Source organism: Sutterella wadsworthensis, assembly GCF_003315195.1.
GTDB lineage: Bacteria > Pseudomonadota > Gammaproteobacteria > Burkholderiales > Burkholderiaceae_F > Sutterella > Sutterella wadsworthensis.
Genome location: NZ_QNRV01000006.1, coordinates 99,489 through 115,415, shown reverse-complemented (window position 1 = coordinate 115,415; position 15,927 = coordinate 99,489). Strand labels below are relative to the sequence as shown.

Annotated in this window: 12 protein-coding genes and 1 tRNA gene; all 13 read left to right on the top strand. The window is 58.6% G+C overall.

Translation table 11 applies throughout. From position 1 onward, the window contains the following. Window positions 1-177: 177 nt before the first annotated feature. The 13 genes from DES29_RS04750 to dusA all read left to right on the top strand — a co-directional run bounded on the left by DES29_RS04750 (window position 178) and on the right by dusA (window position 15,915). Complete coding sequence (locus DES29_RS04750; protein WP_021995874.1) at window positions 178-1,584, top strand: replication-associated recombination protein A; 1,407 nt, start codon at window positions 178-180, stop codon at window positions 1,582-1,584. Between the two features lie 133 nt (window positions 1,585-1,717). Continuing rightward, window positions 1,718-3,016, top strand: a complete 1,299-nt coding sequence (gene serS / locus DES29_RS04745; RefSeq protein WP_005431256.1) for a serine--tRNA ligase — start codon at window positions 1,718-1,720, stop codon at window positions 3,014-3,016. A gap of 115 nt (window positions 3,017-3,131) precedes the next feature. Then, a tRNA-Ser gene (locus DES29_RS04740) sits at window positions 3,132-3,222 on the top strand. 203 nt (window positions 3,223-3,425) lie between these two features. Continuing rightward, window positions 3,426-4,163 carry an SMC-Scp complex subunit ScpB gene (gene scpB, locus DES29_RS04735; RefSeq protein WP_021995875.1) on the top strand — a complete coding sequence of 246 codons (738 nt, stop codon included), beginning with the start codon at window positions 3,426-3,428 and terminating at the stop codon, window positions 4,161-4,163. Next, complete coding sequence (rluB, locus tag DES29_RS04730) at window positions 4,096-5,298, top strand: 23S rRNA pseudouridine(2605) synthase RluB (RefSeq protein WP_038024846.1); 1,203 nt, start codon at window positions 4,096-4,098, stop codon at window positions 5,296-5,298. The genes scpB and rluB overlap by 68 nt, the downstream gene beginning before the upstream one ends. A 517-nt stretch (window positions 5,299-5,815) precedes the next feature. Next, window positions 5,816-6,376, top strand: coding sequence for a ribosome maturation factor RimP (gene rimP / locus DES29_RS04725; protein WP_005431243.1), 561 nt, complete (start codon window positions 5,816-5,818; stop codon window positions 6,374-6,376). Between the two features lie 7 nt (window positions 6,377-6,383). Further along, on the top strand, window positions 6,384-7,928 hold the full coding sequence (gene nusA / locus DES29_RS04720) for a transcription termination factor NusA (RefSeq protein WP_005431242.1): 1,545 nt from the start codon (window positions 6,384-6,386) through the stop codon (window positions 7,926-7,928). Between the two features lie 194 nt (window positions 7,929-8,122). Next, the gene (gene infB, locus DES29_RS04715) at window positions 8,123-10,972 is read left to right on the top strand and encodes a translation initiation factor IF-2 (protein WP_021995878.1); all 2,850 of its coding nucleotides are present in this window, start codon (window positions 8,123-8,125) and stop codon (window positions 10,970-10,972) included. Between the two features lie 157 nt (window positions 10,973-11,129). Then, window positions 11,130-11,492: a 30S ribosome-binding factor RbfA gene (gene rbfA / locus DES29_RS04710; protein WP_038025051.1), complete on the top strand. Its 363-nt coding sequence runs from the start codon at window positions 11,130-11,132 to the stop codon at window positions 11,490-11,492. A gap of 13 nt (window positions 11,493-11,505) precedes the next feature. After that, a complete protein-coding gene (gene truB / locus DES29_RS04705) occupies window positions 11,506-12,408 on the top strand; it encodes a tRNA pseudouridine(55) synthase TruB (RefSeq protein WP_005431237.1) in 903 nt (300 codons plus the stop codon). Between the two features lie 35 nt (window positions 12,409-12,443). Then, the gene (typA, locus tag DES29_RS04700) at window positions 12,444-14,288 is read left to right on the top strand and encodes a translational GTPase TypA (protein ID WP_005431235.1); all 1,845 of its coding nucleotides are present in this window, start codon (window positions 12,444-12,446) and stop codon (window positions 14,286-14,288) included. Then, window positions 14,263-14,706: a YchJ family protein gene (locus tag DES29_RS04695; RefSeq protein WP_236578851.1), complete on the top strand. Its 444-nt coding sequence runs from the start codon at window positions 14,263-14,265 to the stop codon at window positions 14,704-14,706. Before typA ends, DES29_RS04695 begins: the two co-directional genes overlap by 26 nt. Window positions 14,707-14,871: 165 nt before the next feature. Further along, window positions 14,872-15,915 (top strand): tRNA dihydrouridine(20/20a) synthase DusA, encoded by a 1,044-nt coding sequence (gene dusA, locus DES29_RS04690; RefSeq protein ID WP_021995879.1) that lies wholly within the window; start codon window positions 14,872-14,874, stop codon window positions 15,913-15,915. Window positions 15,916-15,927: the final 12 nt, after the last annotated feature.

Genomic DNA, 15,927 nt, shown 5'->3' with positions numbered 1-15,927 from the left:
ATTCCGAACAGGACAGTGAAACGCCTCTGCGCCGATGATAGTTGGTTGTATTTCCAGTGAAAGTAGGTCATCGCCAGGCTCCCTATACGAACCCCCGCAGATTTCGGTCTGCGGGGGTTTTCGCTATCTGCGGCTACAATTCCTCTTCTTTAGAAAGCAAGTGCTCATCCGGACGCCATGACTGAAGAATCTCTTTTTGGGACGACTGAATCGCCTCCCGTTATTGCCAGGCACGATCGCGGAGCCGCCGGAAAGCATTCGGCTGCACTGCCGATACTGAAGCCTTTAGCTGAACGCATGCGGCCGCAGACTTTGGATGAAGTCATCGGCCAGAAGAAGCTTTTGGGACCCGGAGCACCGCTGCGGGTGGCGTTTGAGAATCATCGTCCGCACTCCATGATCCTTTGGGGACCGCCAGGCGTTGGCAAAACAACGATTGCTCGATTAATGGCGAATGCTTTTGATCTGCCTTTTATCGCTATATCGGCTGTTTTGGGAGGCGTAAAGGACATTCGTGAGGCGGTCGATGCTGCTAAGCAGACGCTGGCTGCAACGCAGCGCCCAACCGTTGTATTTGTTGACGAGGTGCATCGCTTCAGCAAGAGCCAGCAGGATGCTTTCCTGCCGCACGTGGAGTCTGGACTTTTTATCTTTGTGGGCGCCACAACGGAGAATCCGTCCTTTGAAGTGGTTAATGCACTGCTGTCGCGAGCCACGGTCTATCAGCTCGAAAGCCTTTCCAAAGAAGAAACCGGGGAGCTAATCGACCGCGCCATGACTCGGGAGTTCAGCGAACTCACACTGAATCCGGAAGCACGCGGCATCTTGATTGAACTGGCCGACGGAGATGCCCGCCGTTGCCTGAATGCTTTGGATGTGTGCTGTACGATGGCCCGAGAGCGCCGCATCGGGACGATTGATGCTGCATTTCTCAGAAAAACGACACCCGCAACACTGCGCCGCTTTGATAAGGGCGGAGACAATTTCTATGACCAAATCAGTGCGCTTCATAAGTCCGTACGCGGATCGGACCCAGATGCAGCACTTTATTGGCTGATGCGTATGCTCGACGGCGGGTGTGATCCGCGTTACATCGCCAGACGTTTGATGCGTATGTCGGTGGAAGATATTGGTTTGGCCGACCCCCGAGCGATGGATGTTGCGGTCAATGCGGCTGAGATCTATGAACGTCTCGGCAGTCCTGAGGGTGATCTGGCGCTAGGCGAGGCTGCGGTCTATTTGGCGTGTGCGCCAAAGAGCAATGCCATTGAAGTTGCGATGAATGAGTTAAAGGATTTTATTCGCAGCGACGGATCTCGTCCTGTGCCCATGCATCTGAGAAATGCGCCTACAAAACTAATGAAGGATTTGGGATACAAAGAGGGCTATCGATACGCGCACGATGAACCGGGCGCTTTTGCTGCCGGTGAAATCTATCTGCCTGAAGGTTTAGAGGGCCGTCGCTGGTATCACCCGACGGACCGCGGGACGGAAGCGCGGATCGCAGAAAAGCTCAGGGGCTTGGCCGAACTCAATCAAGCGGCATGGAAAGCCGGTAAAGGACGCCGTCGCGGACAAGGTTGATTTGCAATAGAGCTCTGAAACCGCGACAATTATTATTTCAGCCCGAAGCGGTGCCCTGTGCCGCCTCACCTTATGCTCGCTGCCCGCAGATGCGTGCTGCGGACTGTTTTTTCCCTTTAGGACATATAAGAACATGCTCGATGTGACGATGCTCAGGAAGAACCTCCCGGAAGTGGTGGCTCGCCTGAAGACGCGCAATTTCGATTTCCCCGTGGACGCCTTCAACGAACTTGAGGAGCGCCGCAAGTCTGTCCAGAAGAAGACCGAAGAGCTGCAGGCCCGCCGCAATTCGCTCTCCAAGGACATCGGCATGATGAAGAAGAATGGGGAGGATGCTTCCGAGCTGCTCGCTCAGGCAGCTGCTATTCCGGGTGAACTTAAAGCGCTCGAGGATGAACTCGAGGAAATCCGTGAAAAGCTTCACGATCTGATGCTGCGTGTGCCGAATCTGCCTTCTCCCACCACGCCGATCGGCAAGGATGAAACGGAAAATGTGGAAGTGCGCCGCTGGGGTACGCCGCGTACGTTCGACTTCCCCGTTAAGGACCATGTGGATGTCGGTGCTCCGCTCGGTCTGGACTTCGATACGGCAGCCAAACTTTCCGGTGCGCGTTTTGCTTTCATGCGCGGCGAAGTCGCTCATCTGCACCGCGCGCTCGCTCAGTTCATGCTGGATGTGCATACGCGTGAGCAAGGCTATACCGAATGCTATACGCCGTACATCGTTACCGCTTCCACAATGACCGGTACGGGTCAGCTGCCCAAGTTTGAGGAAGACCTCTTTGCTGCGAAGAAGGGCGGTGCCTACAGCGATCTCGAGCAAATGTATCTGGTTCCGACCGCTGAAGTCACGCTCACGAATTCGGTGTCCGGTCAGATCCTCAAGGCTGCAGATCTGCCGATCTTCCTCACGGCCCATACGCCCTGCTTCCGTTCCGAGGCCGGTGCTTACGGTCGTGATACCCGCGGCATGATTCGTCAGCATCAGTTCGACAAGGTCGAAATGGTGAAGATCGTCCGTCCGGAAGAATCCTACGATCAGCTCGAAAGCCTGACCCATGATGCCGAAGTCATTCTGCAAAAACTCAATCTGCCTTATCGCGTAATGGCGCTTTCCACGGGTGACATCGGTTTTGGCAGCTGCAAGACCTATGACCTGGAAGTTTGGATTCCGGCACAGAACTGCTACCGCGAAATCAGTTCCTGCAGCAATTGCGAAGACTTTCAGGCTCGCCGCATGAGCGCTCGCTTTAAGGACGAAAACGGCCGTACCCGATACGTTCACACCCTCAATGGTTCCGGTCTCGCTGTCGGCCGTACGCTCGTGGCTGTGTTGGAAAACTATCAGAATGCCGATGGTTCCGTGACGATTCCTGAGGCGCTGCGTCCCTACATGAACGGCAAGGAAAAGATCGTTCCGGCGGCGAAGTAATGTACTGACGCTCTGCCAGAGATAGAGAGGCCGTCGAACACGGGAATGCTTTTCTCGGTCGGCGGCCTTGCTTTTTCTTGTAAGCGCAGATACAATCCGTCTTCTCTCTTGACGCGGAAGGGTGGCAGAGAGGTCGAATGCGCCGGACTCGAAATCCGGTATACGGTAATTCCGTATCGTGGGTTCGAATCCCACCCCTTCCGCCAGCATACACTGTGCCTCAGGCAATTCCGGGCAATATTTGCTGGGATCTAAAGTCTGGCCATAAGACTCGAAAAGAGCCCCGCACGGGATGATCCGTACGGGGTTTTTTGTTGATTGACTCTTCATAAACTGCCGACCTCGGAATTTTTGTTGAGCGTGCAATATCTCGTTCTCTCAAGGTCTTTCGCAGGCAAGGGTGTTGGTGATGGCTGAATTTACGACGCAGACTGTTTTAGAAGCTGCACTTCTCGCCGCGCGCAAGCCGCTCAGCATCCGGGAGATGCGGCGGCTCTTCAGCGACGAATTGTCGGCGAAGACAGTGCGGCAGGAGCTTGAGTCACTGCGGGTGTTCTGGGAGAATCGAGCTATGGTGCTTGAGGAACTCTCCGATGGCACTTGGCGGTTTCGCACTGCAGAGGGTGCAATGACATGGCTTGCCCGTATTGAAGAGGAGCGTCCGGCGCGCTACTCACGCGCGGCAATGGAAACGCTTGCCATCATTGCTTATCGTCAACCGGTAACCCGCGGCGACATTGAGGAAATACGCGGCGTGGCGGTCAATCCCGCGATTCTGCGTCAGTTTGAAGATCGCGGCTGGATTGAAACGGTGGGGTGGCGCGAAACGCCTGGTCGACCGGCGCTGCTTGGCACCACGAAGCATTTTTTAAACGATTTGGGGCTTAAAAGCCTTACGGAACTGCCGAGTCTGATGGATTCGGCGCCCGAAGAATTTGCGCTTGGGATCAATAACCCGAGCAATCATCTGCTAGACGACCCGTCTGATGCGGCGCCGACGCAGGAGGAGCTGAATTTTGACCAAGACCATGACGCGCAAAAAAGCGCCGGAAAAAAAGAGAACGCCGTTTCGCGCACCGATGAAGAAGCCTCGCTTCCCCAAGCCGCGCGATCCGAATCCTCTGACGGCTCAGATCAAAGCCGCTGAAGGCGATTTCCAGGGCGCTTTTGCGGCCATTGATCGCGCCGAAGCTCCTACGGAAAAGCTGCAGAAGGCGCTTGCCGATGCCGGTATGGGGTCGCGGCGCGAAATGGAGCGCTTGATTGAATCGGGCATCGTGACGGTGAACGGCAACCCTGCCAAACTCGGCGATCGCGTATCGGCTGAAGATGTGATCCGCGTTGAAGGACGTCTCGTGCGCCGTCTGTCGCCCGAGGCAGCCGACACGCCTCGTGTGCTTCTTTACCATAAGCCCGCGGGCGAAATCGTTTCGCGTGACGACCCGGAAGGCCGCCCGAGCGTCTTTAATCACCTTCCGCGCGTGCCGGGCGGCCGTTGGATTGCGGTTGGCCGTCTTGACTTCAATACCGAAGGACTGCTTCTCTTTACGACGTCGGGAAGTCTGGCCAATCGGCTCATGCACCCGCGCTACGAAATGGAGCGCGAATACGCAGTGCGTACGGTTGGTGAACTGACGCCTGAAGATGAGGCCAAACTGCTCGCCGGCGTTGAGCTCGAAGATGGTCCGGCCAAATTCGAAACGCTCACCGATGAGGGCGGCAAAGGGTTGAACCACTGGTATGTGGTGACCATTCGCGAGGGCCGCAACCGTGAGGTTCGTCGTCTCTTCGAGTCGGTGAATCTGACGGTTTCCCGTCTTATCCGCGTGCGATACGGCGCTGTGGAGCTGCCGCCAGGGCTGGTGCGCGGCAAGCGCGAGGAAATGGATCCGGCGGATGTGCGCCGTTGGATTACAGAGCTCGACCGCATGGATCGTGCCAGTTCGCCCGAAGAGGCGGCTGCCAAGGCCGCAGAAGTCAAGGCGCTTAAAGCTGCGGCGCGTCTGAAGTGGCGCGAGCGGCTTGAGCGGGAGGCTGCAGAAGCTGAACGCGCGCCTCGCCGCGGTGCGCCGGGCAAGTCTGACCGCACGGGCGTTCCTTTCTCTGAAAGCCGAGATCTGTCGGACCGCCGCACGCAGCGCGCTTACGGCAAGTCGAACGCCTCTTCCCGCACGCGCAATGAGGAAGACGGCCAACGCTCCGAGGGGGTGAAGCGTACACCTTTCGGCAAGCGCGGCAGCGGCGGCGCGAGCGGCCGGGGTCCGCGCGGCGGACGCCTCTAAGAGCAGCGTGTCCAAAGCCTCCCGCAGGTGCGGGAGGCCGAGCTCAATGTTATGCAGGGCTGTGCCTTGCGCGGCCGCACTATTTCTCCTAAAATCACGCAAAATCTTCAAGGCCGGTCAGAGCCGCCCAGCGCGTAGAGTCTTAAAACTTTACAAGGCGCAAATGGGTCGGAGACCGAATGTCCCTCTCAGCCTTTCGCAATCGACGGATTTTCGTCCGTTAAAAGACTTCCGGCAGGGACAGGCGCCGAACGCTCCTGAGGGCGTGCGCGCGCATGATGCCTTGAGACGTCGCATTCTGGCGTCTGCAGTGGTCGAATGATTTGACTGCGCAGCAGCGCCGCCTGCGGTTCCGATGATGAACTATCCGCACTGAAAAATGTTTGGACGGTGCGTTTTGGGGCCGACGGGAGAGGGAAATGGGCATTAGGCCCATTTTTTTTTGGTTTTGAGGCGACGGCGGTCGGTGTATCTGCTCCGATTCCGCCGAGGTCTCTATTTTTCGAAGGTTTTGTCAATGAATTCATCCGGAGCGCTCAGCGCCCTTGTGAAGAAGACGGTCGAAGGTCTCGGCTACGAGTTGGTAGACGTCGAGCGTTTGCAGCGCGGTCTTGTTCGCGTCACGATCGACATCGAACGCGACGGCGGTATTTCGCTCGAAGACTGCGAGCGCGTGAGTGATCAGCTCACGCATCTCTTCACAGTCGAGGATGTGTCTTATGAACGCCTGGAGGTCTCCTCGCCCGGTGTGGAACGCCCGCTCAAGCGTGCGCGTGACTGGGAGCGTTTCACGGGAGAACTCGCTTGGGTGGAGCTCTTTGCGCCGCTTAAGGCTGAAGGTTTTCCGGAAGCCGGCCGCCGCAAGCTCGAGGGCCGCATCGTCGGCATTTCGGGGGAATCCGGCGCAGAGCAGATTGAATTCGACTACTTCGAAGTCGACATTGCCCGCACGCCGCGCGCTGCCGCGCTGCGCGCCCGCAAAAAGCAGACCGTCGAAGCTGCGCCCGTGCGCGTTGTCTTCCCGCTTTCAGAGGTCGAGCAGGCTCACCTCCTCGTAGAATTGAATTTCAAAGGGTAATACACCAATGAACAGCCGCGATATGCTCGAGCTCGTTGACGTGCTCGCAAGCGAAAAGAACGTTGCTAAGGACGTCGTGTTCGGCGTTCTCGAACTGGCTCTGGCGAGCGCCGTGAAGCGCGCTCGTTTCCCGGGCGAAGACGCCGACATTGTCGTGCGGGTTGACCGCACGACCGGTGAGTTTTCCGCCGTGCGCCGCTGGCTCGTTGTGCCCGATGAAGAAGGGCTGCAGGAGCCCGATCATCAGGAAATGTATTCGGACATTCACGATGAATTTCCGGATCTGCAGCCTGGAGACTATATCGAACGTCCGCTTGAGAACGTGGATGTTGACTCTGCCGGCCGCCGCTTTGCTCAGGACGCCAAGCAGGTGATTCTGCAGCGTCTGCGCGACGCAGAGCGCGAACAGATCCTCGCGGAATTTCTTGAACGCCACGAAACGATCGTGACCGGTACGATCAAGCGTATGGACAAGGGCGATGCGATTGTTGAAGTGGGCCGTCTTGAAGCGCGTCTGCCGCGCAACCAGATGATCCCGCGCGAAAACATGCGCACCGGCGACCGCGTTCGCGCCTACGTCGATCATGTGGGCGATACGCCGAAGGGACGTACTGTGATCCTTTCGCGCACTTCCCCGGAATTCATCAAGAAACTCTTCGAACTCGAAGTGCCTGAGATTGAAGAAGGCATCATTGAGATCAAGGCTGCAGCCCGCGATCCGGGAGCCCGCGCCAAGATTGCCGTGGCTTCTCACGATCAGCGTGTAGACCCGATCGGCACCTGCATCGGCATGCGCGGCTCGCGCGTCAATGCCGTGACGACGGAGCTTTCGGGTGAACGCATCGACATCGTCGTCTGGAATGCCGATCCTGCTCAGTTCGTGGTTGGCGCTCTTGAGCCCGCCAAGGTTCGTTCGATCGTGATGCTCGAAGACTCCCACACCATGGAAGTGGTGGTTGACGAGGATAATCTCGCAGTGGCGATCGGCCGCGGCGGCCAGAACGTGCGCCTTGCCTCAGAACTCACCGGTTGGCAGATCAACATTCTGACGGCTCAGGAAGCCAGCGAAAAGCGCGCTGCCGAAGTGAACCGCATCCGCGAAGAGTTCATGAAGAGCCTTGACATCGATGAGGCTGCCGCGAATGTGCTGATTGACGAAGGCTTCTCGTCGGTGGAAGAAATCGCCTATGTGCCTGAAAAGGAACTCTTCTCGATCGAAGCTTTCGACCATGAAACGATCGAAGAGCTTCGTCAGCGCGCCCGCAACAAGCTGCTTGCTGATGCCATTACCCGAGAAGAAAACCTTCGCAAGGCTGATCCCAAGATGCTTGCGCTCGAAGGCATGGACAACGATCTTGCCAATAAGCTCGTTGCCCGCGGCGTGAAGACGCTTGACGACTTGGGCGACCTCGCCGTTGAAGAACTCGTTGAAATGACGGGGCTTGATGAAGAGCGCGCCAAGAAGCTCATCATGGGTGCCCGCGCACATTGGTTCGGCGACGGTGAATCAGCCGATCAGCCCGCTGAAACCAAGGCCGAAGAACAGAAGTAACCGCTCGAGCAGAGCATCCAATAAACCCTAATCCCGCAGTAATGCGGCGACTGGAGTTCCCGCCGAGGAAGCGTTGAAGAGCGTTCAAATGAATCGCTCTCCGCTCCGCGGGAACTCCCCGGCCTCCCCCGGAAGAGGGACCGCGTCTGCAGTTTCTCGACTGCACTCGCCGCATTCGAAGGAGAACATCACACATGACCAGCATGACGGTTAAAGAATTTGCGCTCGAGTTGAAGCTTCCCGTCAAGACGCTTCTCGCGCAGCTGCGCGCTGCCGGCGTCTCCAAGGACGCCGAAAACGACGTCCTTTCCGACGCCGACAAGAGCCGGCTGCTCGACAGCCTGCGCATTGAGCGTACGCAGACAAGTCAGCGCAAGATCACCATCAACCGAAAAGAAAAGAGCGTCATCAAACAGACCGACGCTTCGGGGCGTGCCCACACCATTCAGGTTGAAGTTCGTAAAAAACGCGTCTTTATGAAGAATCCCCAGATTCAGGCCGAAGAAGAGGCGAAGATCGAGCAGGCGGCTCGTGAAGAAGCCGCTCGCCGCGAAGCAGAAGCCAAGCGTCAGGCCGAAGAAGAAGCTCGCCGCAAGGCCGAGGAAGAACGCCGCGCAGCTGAAGAAGCAGCGCGCCGCGAACGCGAAGAAGCTGAACGCCGCGCTGCCGCCGAACGTGCGGCCGAAGCCAAGCGTCTTGCCGAGGAAGCCAAGGCTCGTGAAGAGGCCGCTAAGAAGTCGGCCGACGAGGCTGCGCTTAAGGCTGCCCGCCGTGAAGCCGAAAAGGCCAAGCTCGACGCTGAAGTTGCGCAGGCTACGGCTGCCCGTATGGAAGCTGATGCCAAGCGTCGTGACGATGCTCGCCGGCAGGCCGAAGAAGAAGCCCGCCGCATCCGCGAAATGATGAGCCGCAAGGCCGGTGTTCTGACGGCTAAAAAGCCCGTTAAGGAAGAAAAACCCAAGCCTGAAGCGAAGCTCGCTCAGAAGACTGAAGACGGTCAGTCTCGTCAGAATGCGGGTGAGAAGAAGCAGCAGCCGCGCCGCAGCAACGCCACGCGTCCGGCCGCTGCGCCTGCCGCGGAAAAGAAGGGACATGGCGACAAGAAGGGCAGCCGCAACAACGCTAACCGCAGCAACGGCGCCTGGGACGAGGAAAATCGGTCACATCGCTCCATCAAGACGCGCGGCGATTCCGGCGACGAGTCGACTGGCTGGCGTACCGCCCGCGGCCGCCGCAGTCAGGATCGTCATCGTCAGAACGAGCCCGCGCCGCAGCCAGCAGAAAATGTCGTGCGCGAAGTGCAGGTGCCGGAAACGATTTCCGTTGCCGATCTTGCCCACAAGATGTCCGTGAAGGCTACGGAAGTCATCAAGACGCTGATGACGATGGGTCAGATGGTTACGATCAACCAGATGCTCGATCAGGATACGGCGATGCTCGTCGTCGAGGAAATGGGCCACAAGGCGATTGCTGCTAAGGCCGATGATCCGGAAGCATATTTGGGCGAACTCGAAACGAAGGAAGAGTATCCTGCTCGTCCGCGTCCGCCGGTTGTTACGATCATGGGCCACGTTGACCATGGCAAGACCTCGCTGCTCGACTACATCCGCCGCGCTAAGGTCGCTGCGGGTGAAGCGGGCGGCATTACCCAGCATATCGGCGCTTATCATGTGAAAACGCCGCGCGGCATTATTACGTTCCTCGATACCCCGGGGCATGAAGCCTTTACGGCCATGCGCGCCCGCGGTGCTCAGGCGACTGACATCGTCATTCTGGTGGTAGCGGCTGACGACGGCGTGATGCCCCAGACGCTCGAAGCTATTTCGCATGCCCGCGCTGCCGGCGTGCCGCTGGTGGTGGCGATCAATAAGATCGATAAGCCCGAGGCCAATCCTGACCGCGTCAAGCAGGAGCTCGTCAATGCGGGCGTCCTGCCTGAAGAGTACGGCGGCGATGTGCCGTTCTGCCCCGTGTCAGCCAAGTCTGGCCAGGGCGTGGACGAGCTGCTCGAGAATGTGTTGCTGCAGGCCGAAATGCTTGAACTCAAGGCGCCCAACGAAGGTCCGGCTCGAGGTCTGGTGATTGAATCTCGTCTTGACAAGGGGCGCGGCCCGGTCGCTTCGATCCTTGTGCAGTCCGGCATGCTGCACCGCGGCGATGTGGTGCTTGTCGGCGCCGAGTTTGGCCGCGTGCGTGCCATGCTGAACGAATTCGGCAAAGCTCAGCAGTCCGCTGGTCCGTCGATCCCGGTTGAAATTCAAGGTCTCTCCGGTGTGCCGCAGGCGGGCGACGAAGTGATCGCGCTCTCTGACGAACGCAAGGCCCGCGAAATTGCGCTCTTCCGTCAAGGCAAATACCGCGACGTGAAGCTCGCCAAGCAGCATGCGACGAACCTCGCCAATCTCTTTAGCGATGTGGGTGAAGGCGAAGCCAAGACGCTGCCGCTCATCATCAAGGCCGACGTTCAGGGTTCGCAGGAGGCGCTGATTCATGCCCTCACGCAGCTCTCGACGAGCGAAGTTCGCGTGAGCGTGGTGCACGCTGCCGTGGGCGGTATTTCCGAGTCCGACGTGAACCTTGCGGCCGCTTCCAAGGGCGTCATCATCGGCTTTAACGTCCGTGCTGATGCGCAGGCCCGCAAGGTGGCAGAGGCCGAAGGCGTTGACATCCGCTACTACAACATCATTTACGATGCTGTGGACGATGTGAAGGCTGCGCTCTCGGGCATGCTTTCGCCCGAGAAGCGCGAAACGGCGCTTGGTCTCGTCGAGATTCGTCAGATCATCCGCGTGCCGAAGGTGGGCAACATCGCCGGCTGCCGCGTGCTCGAAGGCGTGGTTCGCCGCAATGCGAACGTGCGGCTCCTGCGCGACAACGTGGTCATCTGGACGGGCGAGCTCGCCAGCCTGAAGCACTTCAAGGACGATGTCCGCGAAGTGAAGGCCGGTCAGGAATGCGGTCTGTCGCTTAAGGGCTATGACGACATCAAGGTGGGCGACCAGCTTGAAGTCTTCGAAGTGACGGAAGTTGCCCGCACGCTCTAAGCGTGCTCTTCCCTGCGGACAAAATCCGCAAAACTGCGCTGCTGGGGGCGTTGCTTCGCTCCCGGCAGGTATCATTCCCGCCCGGCAGACAGTGCGCATGCTCTCACGCAGAGAATGCGTCCTCCTTCCGGGCGATTTAACGCTGAAAGAATTTTTTATGAAGAATGTCAAACCCGGCCGCGCTCAGCGCATCGGCGAGCAGATCGCACGCGACCTCGCGGAATTGATTCCGCAGGAAGTGCGGGATCCCCGCGTGGGACTCGTCACCATTACGGGCTGCGAAGTGACGCCGGACTATGCGCATGCAAAGGTCTACTTCACGGTGCTCGGGAGCGACCCGGCTGCATCTGCTGCTGGTCTGAATGCCGCTGCGGGGATGCTGCGCAGCATTCTCTTTAAGCGCCTGCACATTCATACGGTGCCGACGCTGCATTTTGCCCATGACCAGAGTACGGTGCGCGGCTTCGAAATGGATGCGCTTATCAAGCAGGCCGTTGCAAAGTCCGGCGACGCCGACTGATTTGGAGCACCGCATGAAGAAAAAAGGCGATCCGATCGACGGCGTTCTGCTCTTTGACAAGCCCGAAGGTCTCTCGTCCAACGCAGCGATGCAAATCGTGCGCCGGCTGGCCAATGCACAGAAAGCGGGACACACCGGCACACTCGACCCCATGGCAACAGGTCTTCTGCCGTTATGTTTCGGCAATGCAACGAAGTATTCGGCAGACCTCCTCAATGCTGAAAAAGGGTATGAAGCCCGCGTGCAGCTCGGAGCAGAAACCGATTCGGGGGACCGCACGGGCACCGTCACACAGACGTTCGATGCGTCGGGTGTGACCGCAGACATGGTTCGCGAGGCGGCGGCCGCATTTTTAGGCGAAATTGAACAGATTCCGCCGATGCATTCAGCACTCAAAAAGGACGGCCAGTGCCTCTATACGCTCGCTCGCCGAGGCGAAGTCGTAGAGCGCGAACCGCGCCGCGTGACGATTCACGAGCTCTCCATTTCGGATTTTGCCGACGGCGCCTTCACCATGAAGTGTTTGGTTTCCAAGGGCACGTACATTCGCGTGCTGGCCGAAGACATCGGCCGCCGACTCGGCGTCGGCGCTCATTTGATCGGTCTGCGCCGTACGCGTGTTGGTTATTTGATGATTGACAACGCGACAACGCTTGAAGATCTGCGTACGCTCGGCACACCTGAGGCGGTGCGCGCTAAACTCTTGCCCGCTGATACGCTTATCCTTTCGCTTGCCCGCGTCGACCTTGACGAAGCGGGCGAGTCGCGTTTTCTCTGCGGCCAGCGCCTGGCGCTTGGCCTTACAACACGCGGGCGCACCCGCGTCTACGGCCCCCGCCGCGGCCTTCTGGGCACTGCCCTAGTCGGTGACCGCGGCGTGCTGGAGCCCGAACGGCTCGTTACCGTAGAACATTGATCCATTTTTATTAGAACCTTCAACATTAGATTCCCATGACTCGAGCTATCCGCAATATTGCGATCATCGCCCACGTCGACCACGGCAAGACCACAATGGTCGACCGTCTTCTTCAGTGTGCGGGCACCTTCCGCGCCAACCAGCAGGTTGAAGAGCGCGTGATGGACTCCAACGCGATCGAACGCGAGCGCGGCATCACCATTCTGGCCAAGAACTGCGCAGTTGAATATGAAGGGGTGCACATTAACATCATTGACACCCCGGGTCACGCCGACTTCGGCGGCGAGGTCGAGCGCGTCCTCTCGATGGTCGACGGCGTATTGCTGCTCGTTGATGCCGTTGAAGGCCCGATGCCGCAGACGCGCTTCGTTACCCGCAAGGCACTCGCACAGGGGCTTAAGCCCATTGTCGTTGTCAATAAAATCGACCGCCCGGGCGCTCGTCCGGACTGGGTCCTTAACCAGACATTCGATTTGTTCGACAAGCTCGGCGCGACGGAAGATCAGCTCGACTTCCCGGTGATCTACGCCTCGGCGCTCAACGGCTATGCCGGCACGACTGACAACGTCGAAGAGCTCAAGAAGATCGGCAACATGCGTGCGATCTTTGACGCGGTTATCAAGTACGTTCCGGTTCGCGACGACAATCCCGACGGTCCGCTGATGCTGCAGATCTGCTCGCTCGATTACTCGACCTATGTGGGCAAAATCGGCGTCGGCCGCGTGCACCGCGGCCGCATCTATCCGAACTCCGAAGTGGCCATCATGGACGGTCCGGATGGTACGCCCCGCCGCGCCAAGATCAATCAGATTCTTGAGTTCGAAGGGCTTGAACGCAAGGAAGTCAACGAAGCTCAGGCCGGTGACATTATCCTCGTGACTGGTATTGAAGAACTCAATATCGGCACGACGATCACCGACAAGGATCATCCGGAAGCGCTTCCGATGCTCACGGTTGACGAACCGACCCTTACGATGAACTTCCAGGTGAACACTTCGCCGCTCGCCGGCCGTGAAGGCAAGTTCGTCACTTCGCGTCAGATTCGCGAACGTCTCGAACGCGAACTGAAGTCCAACGTTGCAATGCGTATGCGTCCTACCGCCGATGAGACCGTTTGGGAAATCGCCGGCCGCGGTGAACTGCATCTTACGATTCTGCTCGAAAACATGCGCCGCGAAGGCTATGAACTGGCCGTTTCCCGCCCGCGCGTTGTTATCAAGGAAGTCGACGGCGTCAAGATGGAGCCGTATGAACTCCTGACGGTCGACGTTGAAGAAGAGCATCAGGGTGCCGTGATGGAAGAACTCGGCCGTCGCCGCGGTGACCTTCAGGACATGGAACCCGACGGCAAGGGCCGCGTGCGTCTGGAATACCGCATCCCGGCTCGCGGTCTGATCGGCTTCCAGAGCATGTTCATGACGATGTGTCGCGGCACGGGCATCATGAGTCACGTCTTTGACGACTACGGGACTATCAAGACGGGTGATGTCGGCGAGCGTCGCTCCGGCGTGATTATTTCGCAGGACGACGGTGCCGCAGTGGCCTATGCGCTCTGGAAGATTCAGGAACGCGGCCGTCTGTTCGTCAATCCGGGCGACGAGCTCTACGAAGGCATGATCATCGGTGAGCATTCCCGTGAAAATGACATTGTCGTGAATCCGATTCGCGGCAAGCAGCTCACGAACATTCGTGCTTCCGGTTCCGACGAAGCGATTCGTCTGGTTCCGCCGGTGAAGCTCACGCTTGAATCCGCCGTTGAATTCATTAACGACGACGAGCTCGTGGAAATCACGCCCAAGACGATTCGTCTGCGTAAGCGCTACCTCAAGGACTTCGAGCGTAAGCGTGCTGCTCGTGCCGAAGGCAAAGAATTTGCCTAAGGCCAAGAGCAGCCTCAGCGTCGGCCTCTGTCCCTGCGGCAGCGGCCGACGCTTCGCCGATTGCTGCGGCGTCTATCTGAGCGGCGGCAGTCAGGCGCTCGGGGCGCCGACGCCGGAAGCCTTGATGCGAAGCCGCTACAGCGCTTATGCCTGCGGTGACGATGCATATGTGCTCGCCACCTGGGCGCCGGAAACGCGGCCCTCAAGGCTCTTTGAGCCAGGGGAAGCCCGGCCGAAGTGGATGAAGCTTAAAGTGCTCGGGCATTCAACGGCCGCCGACGGACAAAGCGGCGAAGTGCATTTTCGAGCCGTTGCTCGAACGGCGCACGGCGCACTCAAAATGGAAGAGCATTCGCATTTTCGCCGAGATGAGGAAGGGCATTGGCTCTATGTTTCTGGTGAAGTGCTCGGCACCTGAAGACGAGCCGCAATGCGGTGAGTCTCTCGATGAAGCCTGCCGCTGATACCAAGCGTCCGTTCCGCTCTCTGTGCGGCTCGGGCGCTTTTCTTTTTTTCTCCGGGGCTCTCTTAAGCGCTCATTTCTGCAAAAAATAACCTTCAGACCAGACGCTGAAAGATTTTGATGAACGACAACGCAACGCCTTCTTTAACGCCCAATACGCCCTCAGAAGCCTCTCCCTGGCTCTTTTGTGTCGCGCCCATGTTGGATTGGACGGATCGTCCGTGCCGCTTCTTTGAGCGGCTGCTGACGCGCCGAGGCCGGCTTTACACCGAAATGGTGACAACCGGAGCTATTCGCTTTGGCAGCCGTGATGCACTGCTCGGCAACAGCCGCGTAGCGGGACCCACTGCACTGCAGCTGGGCGGGTCTGATCCCAAAGAGCTTGCTTTCGCCGTGGAGGCAGCGGCTCCTTATGGGTACGATGAATTCAACCTGAACTGCGGCTGTCCGTCACCGCGCGTGCAGAAGGGGAGTTTCGGCGCCTGTCTGATGCTTGACGCGAAACTCGTGGCAGAGTGCGTGCGTGCCATGCGTGATGCAACGGATAAGCCCGTCACGGTCAAACACCGTATTGGCGTCGATGAGCGTTCGGATTACGGCTTTGTGCGGGACTTTGTGGGTGAGGTCTACGATGCGGGCTGCCGCACCTTCATTGTTCATGCGCGTGCCGCTTGGCTGCAGGGGCTTTCGCCCAAAGAAAACCGGGAAGTGCCGCCCCTCATGCGCAGCCGCGCTTGGGAGCTTAAGCGCGATTTCCCCGACGCAGTGATTGTGCTCAATGGTGCCGTCAAAACGACAGCCGAATGCCGTGCACTGCTCGACGAAGTGCACGATGGCGTTCGCATTGACGGCGTGATGGTCGGACGTGCGGCCTATCAGACGCCCTGGATGCTTTCTGAGGTCGATAGTGTGCTTTACGGTGAAAGCTGCCGCACACTCACCCGCGAAGCGGTGATTGCGGCTGTTGAGGCAGAAGTAGAGCAGTACTATGCCGCCGATGAGCATGTGACTCGCGCATTTGCACGGCACCTCAATGGGCTCTGTCAGGGGCTTTCGGGCGCACGCGTGTGGCGTCGAACGCTCGCGGATCCGAAGATCATCAAAGCTGAAGGGCCCAATCTCTACCGCCGAGCCTGGCGTGAGGCGTTCGGCACAGATTTTTGATGGAGACGCTTG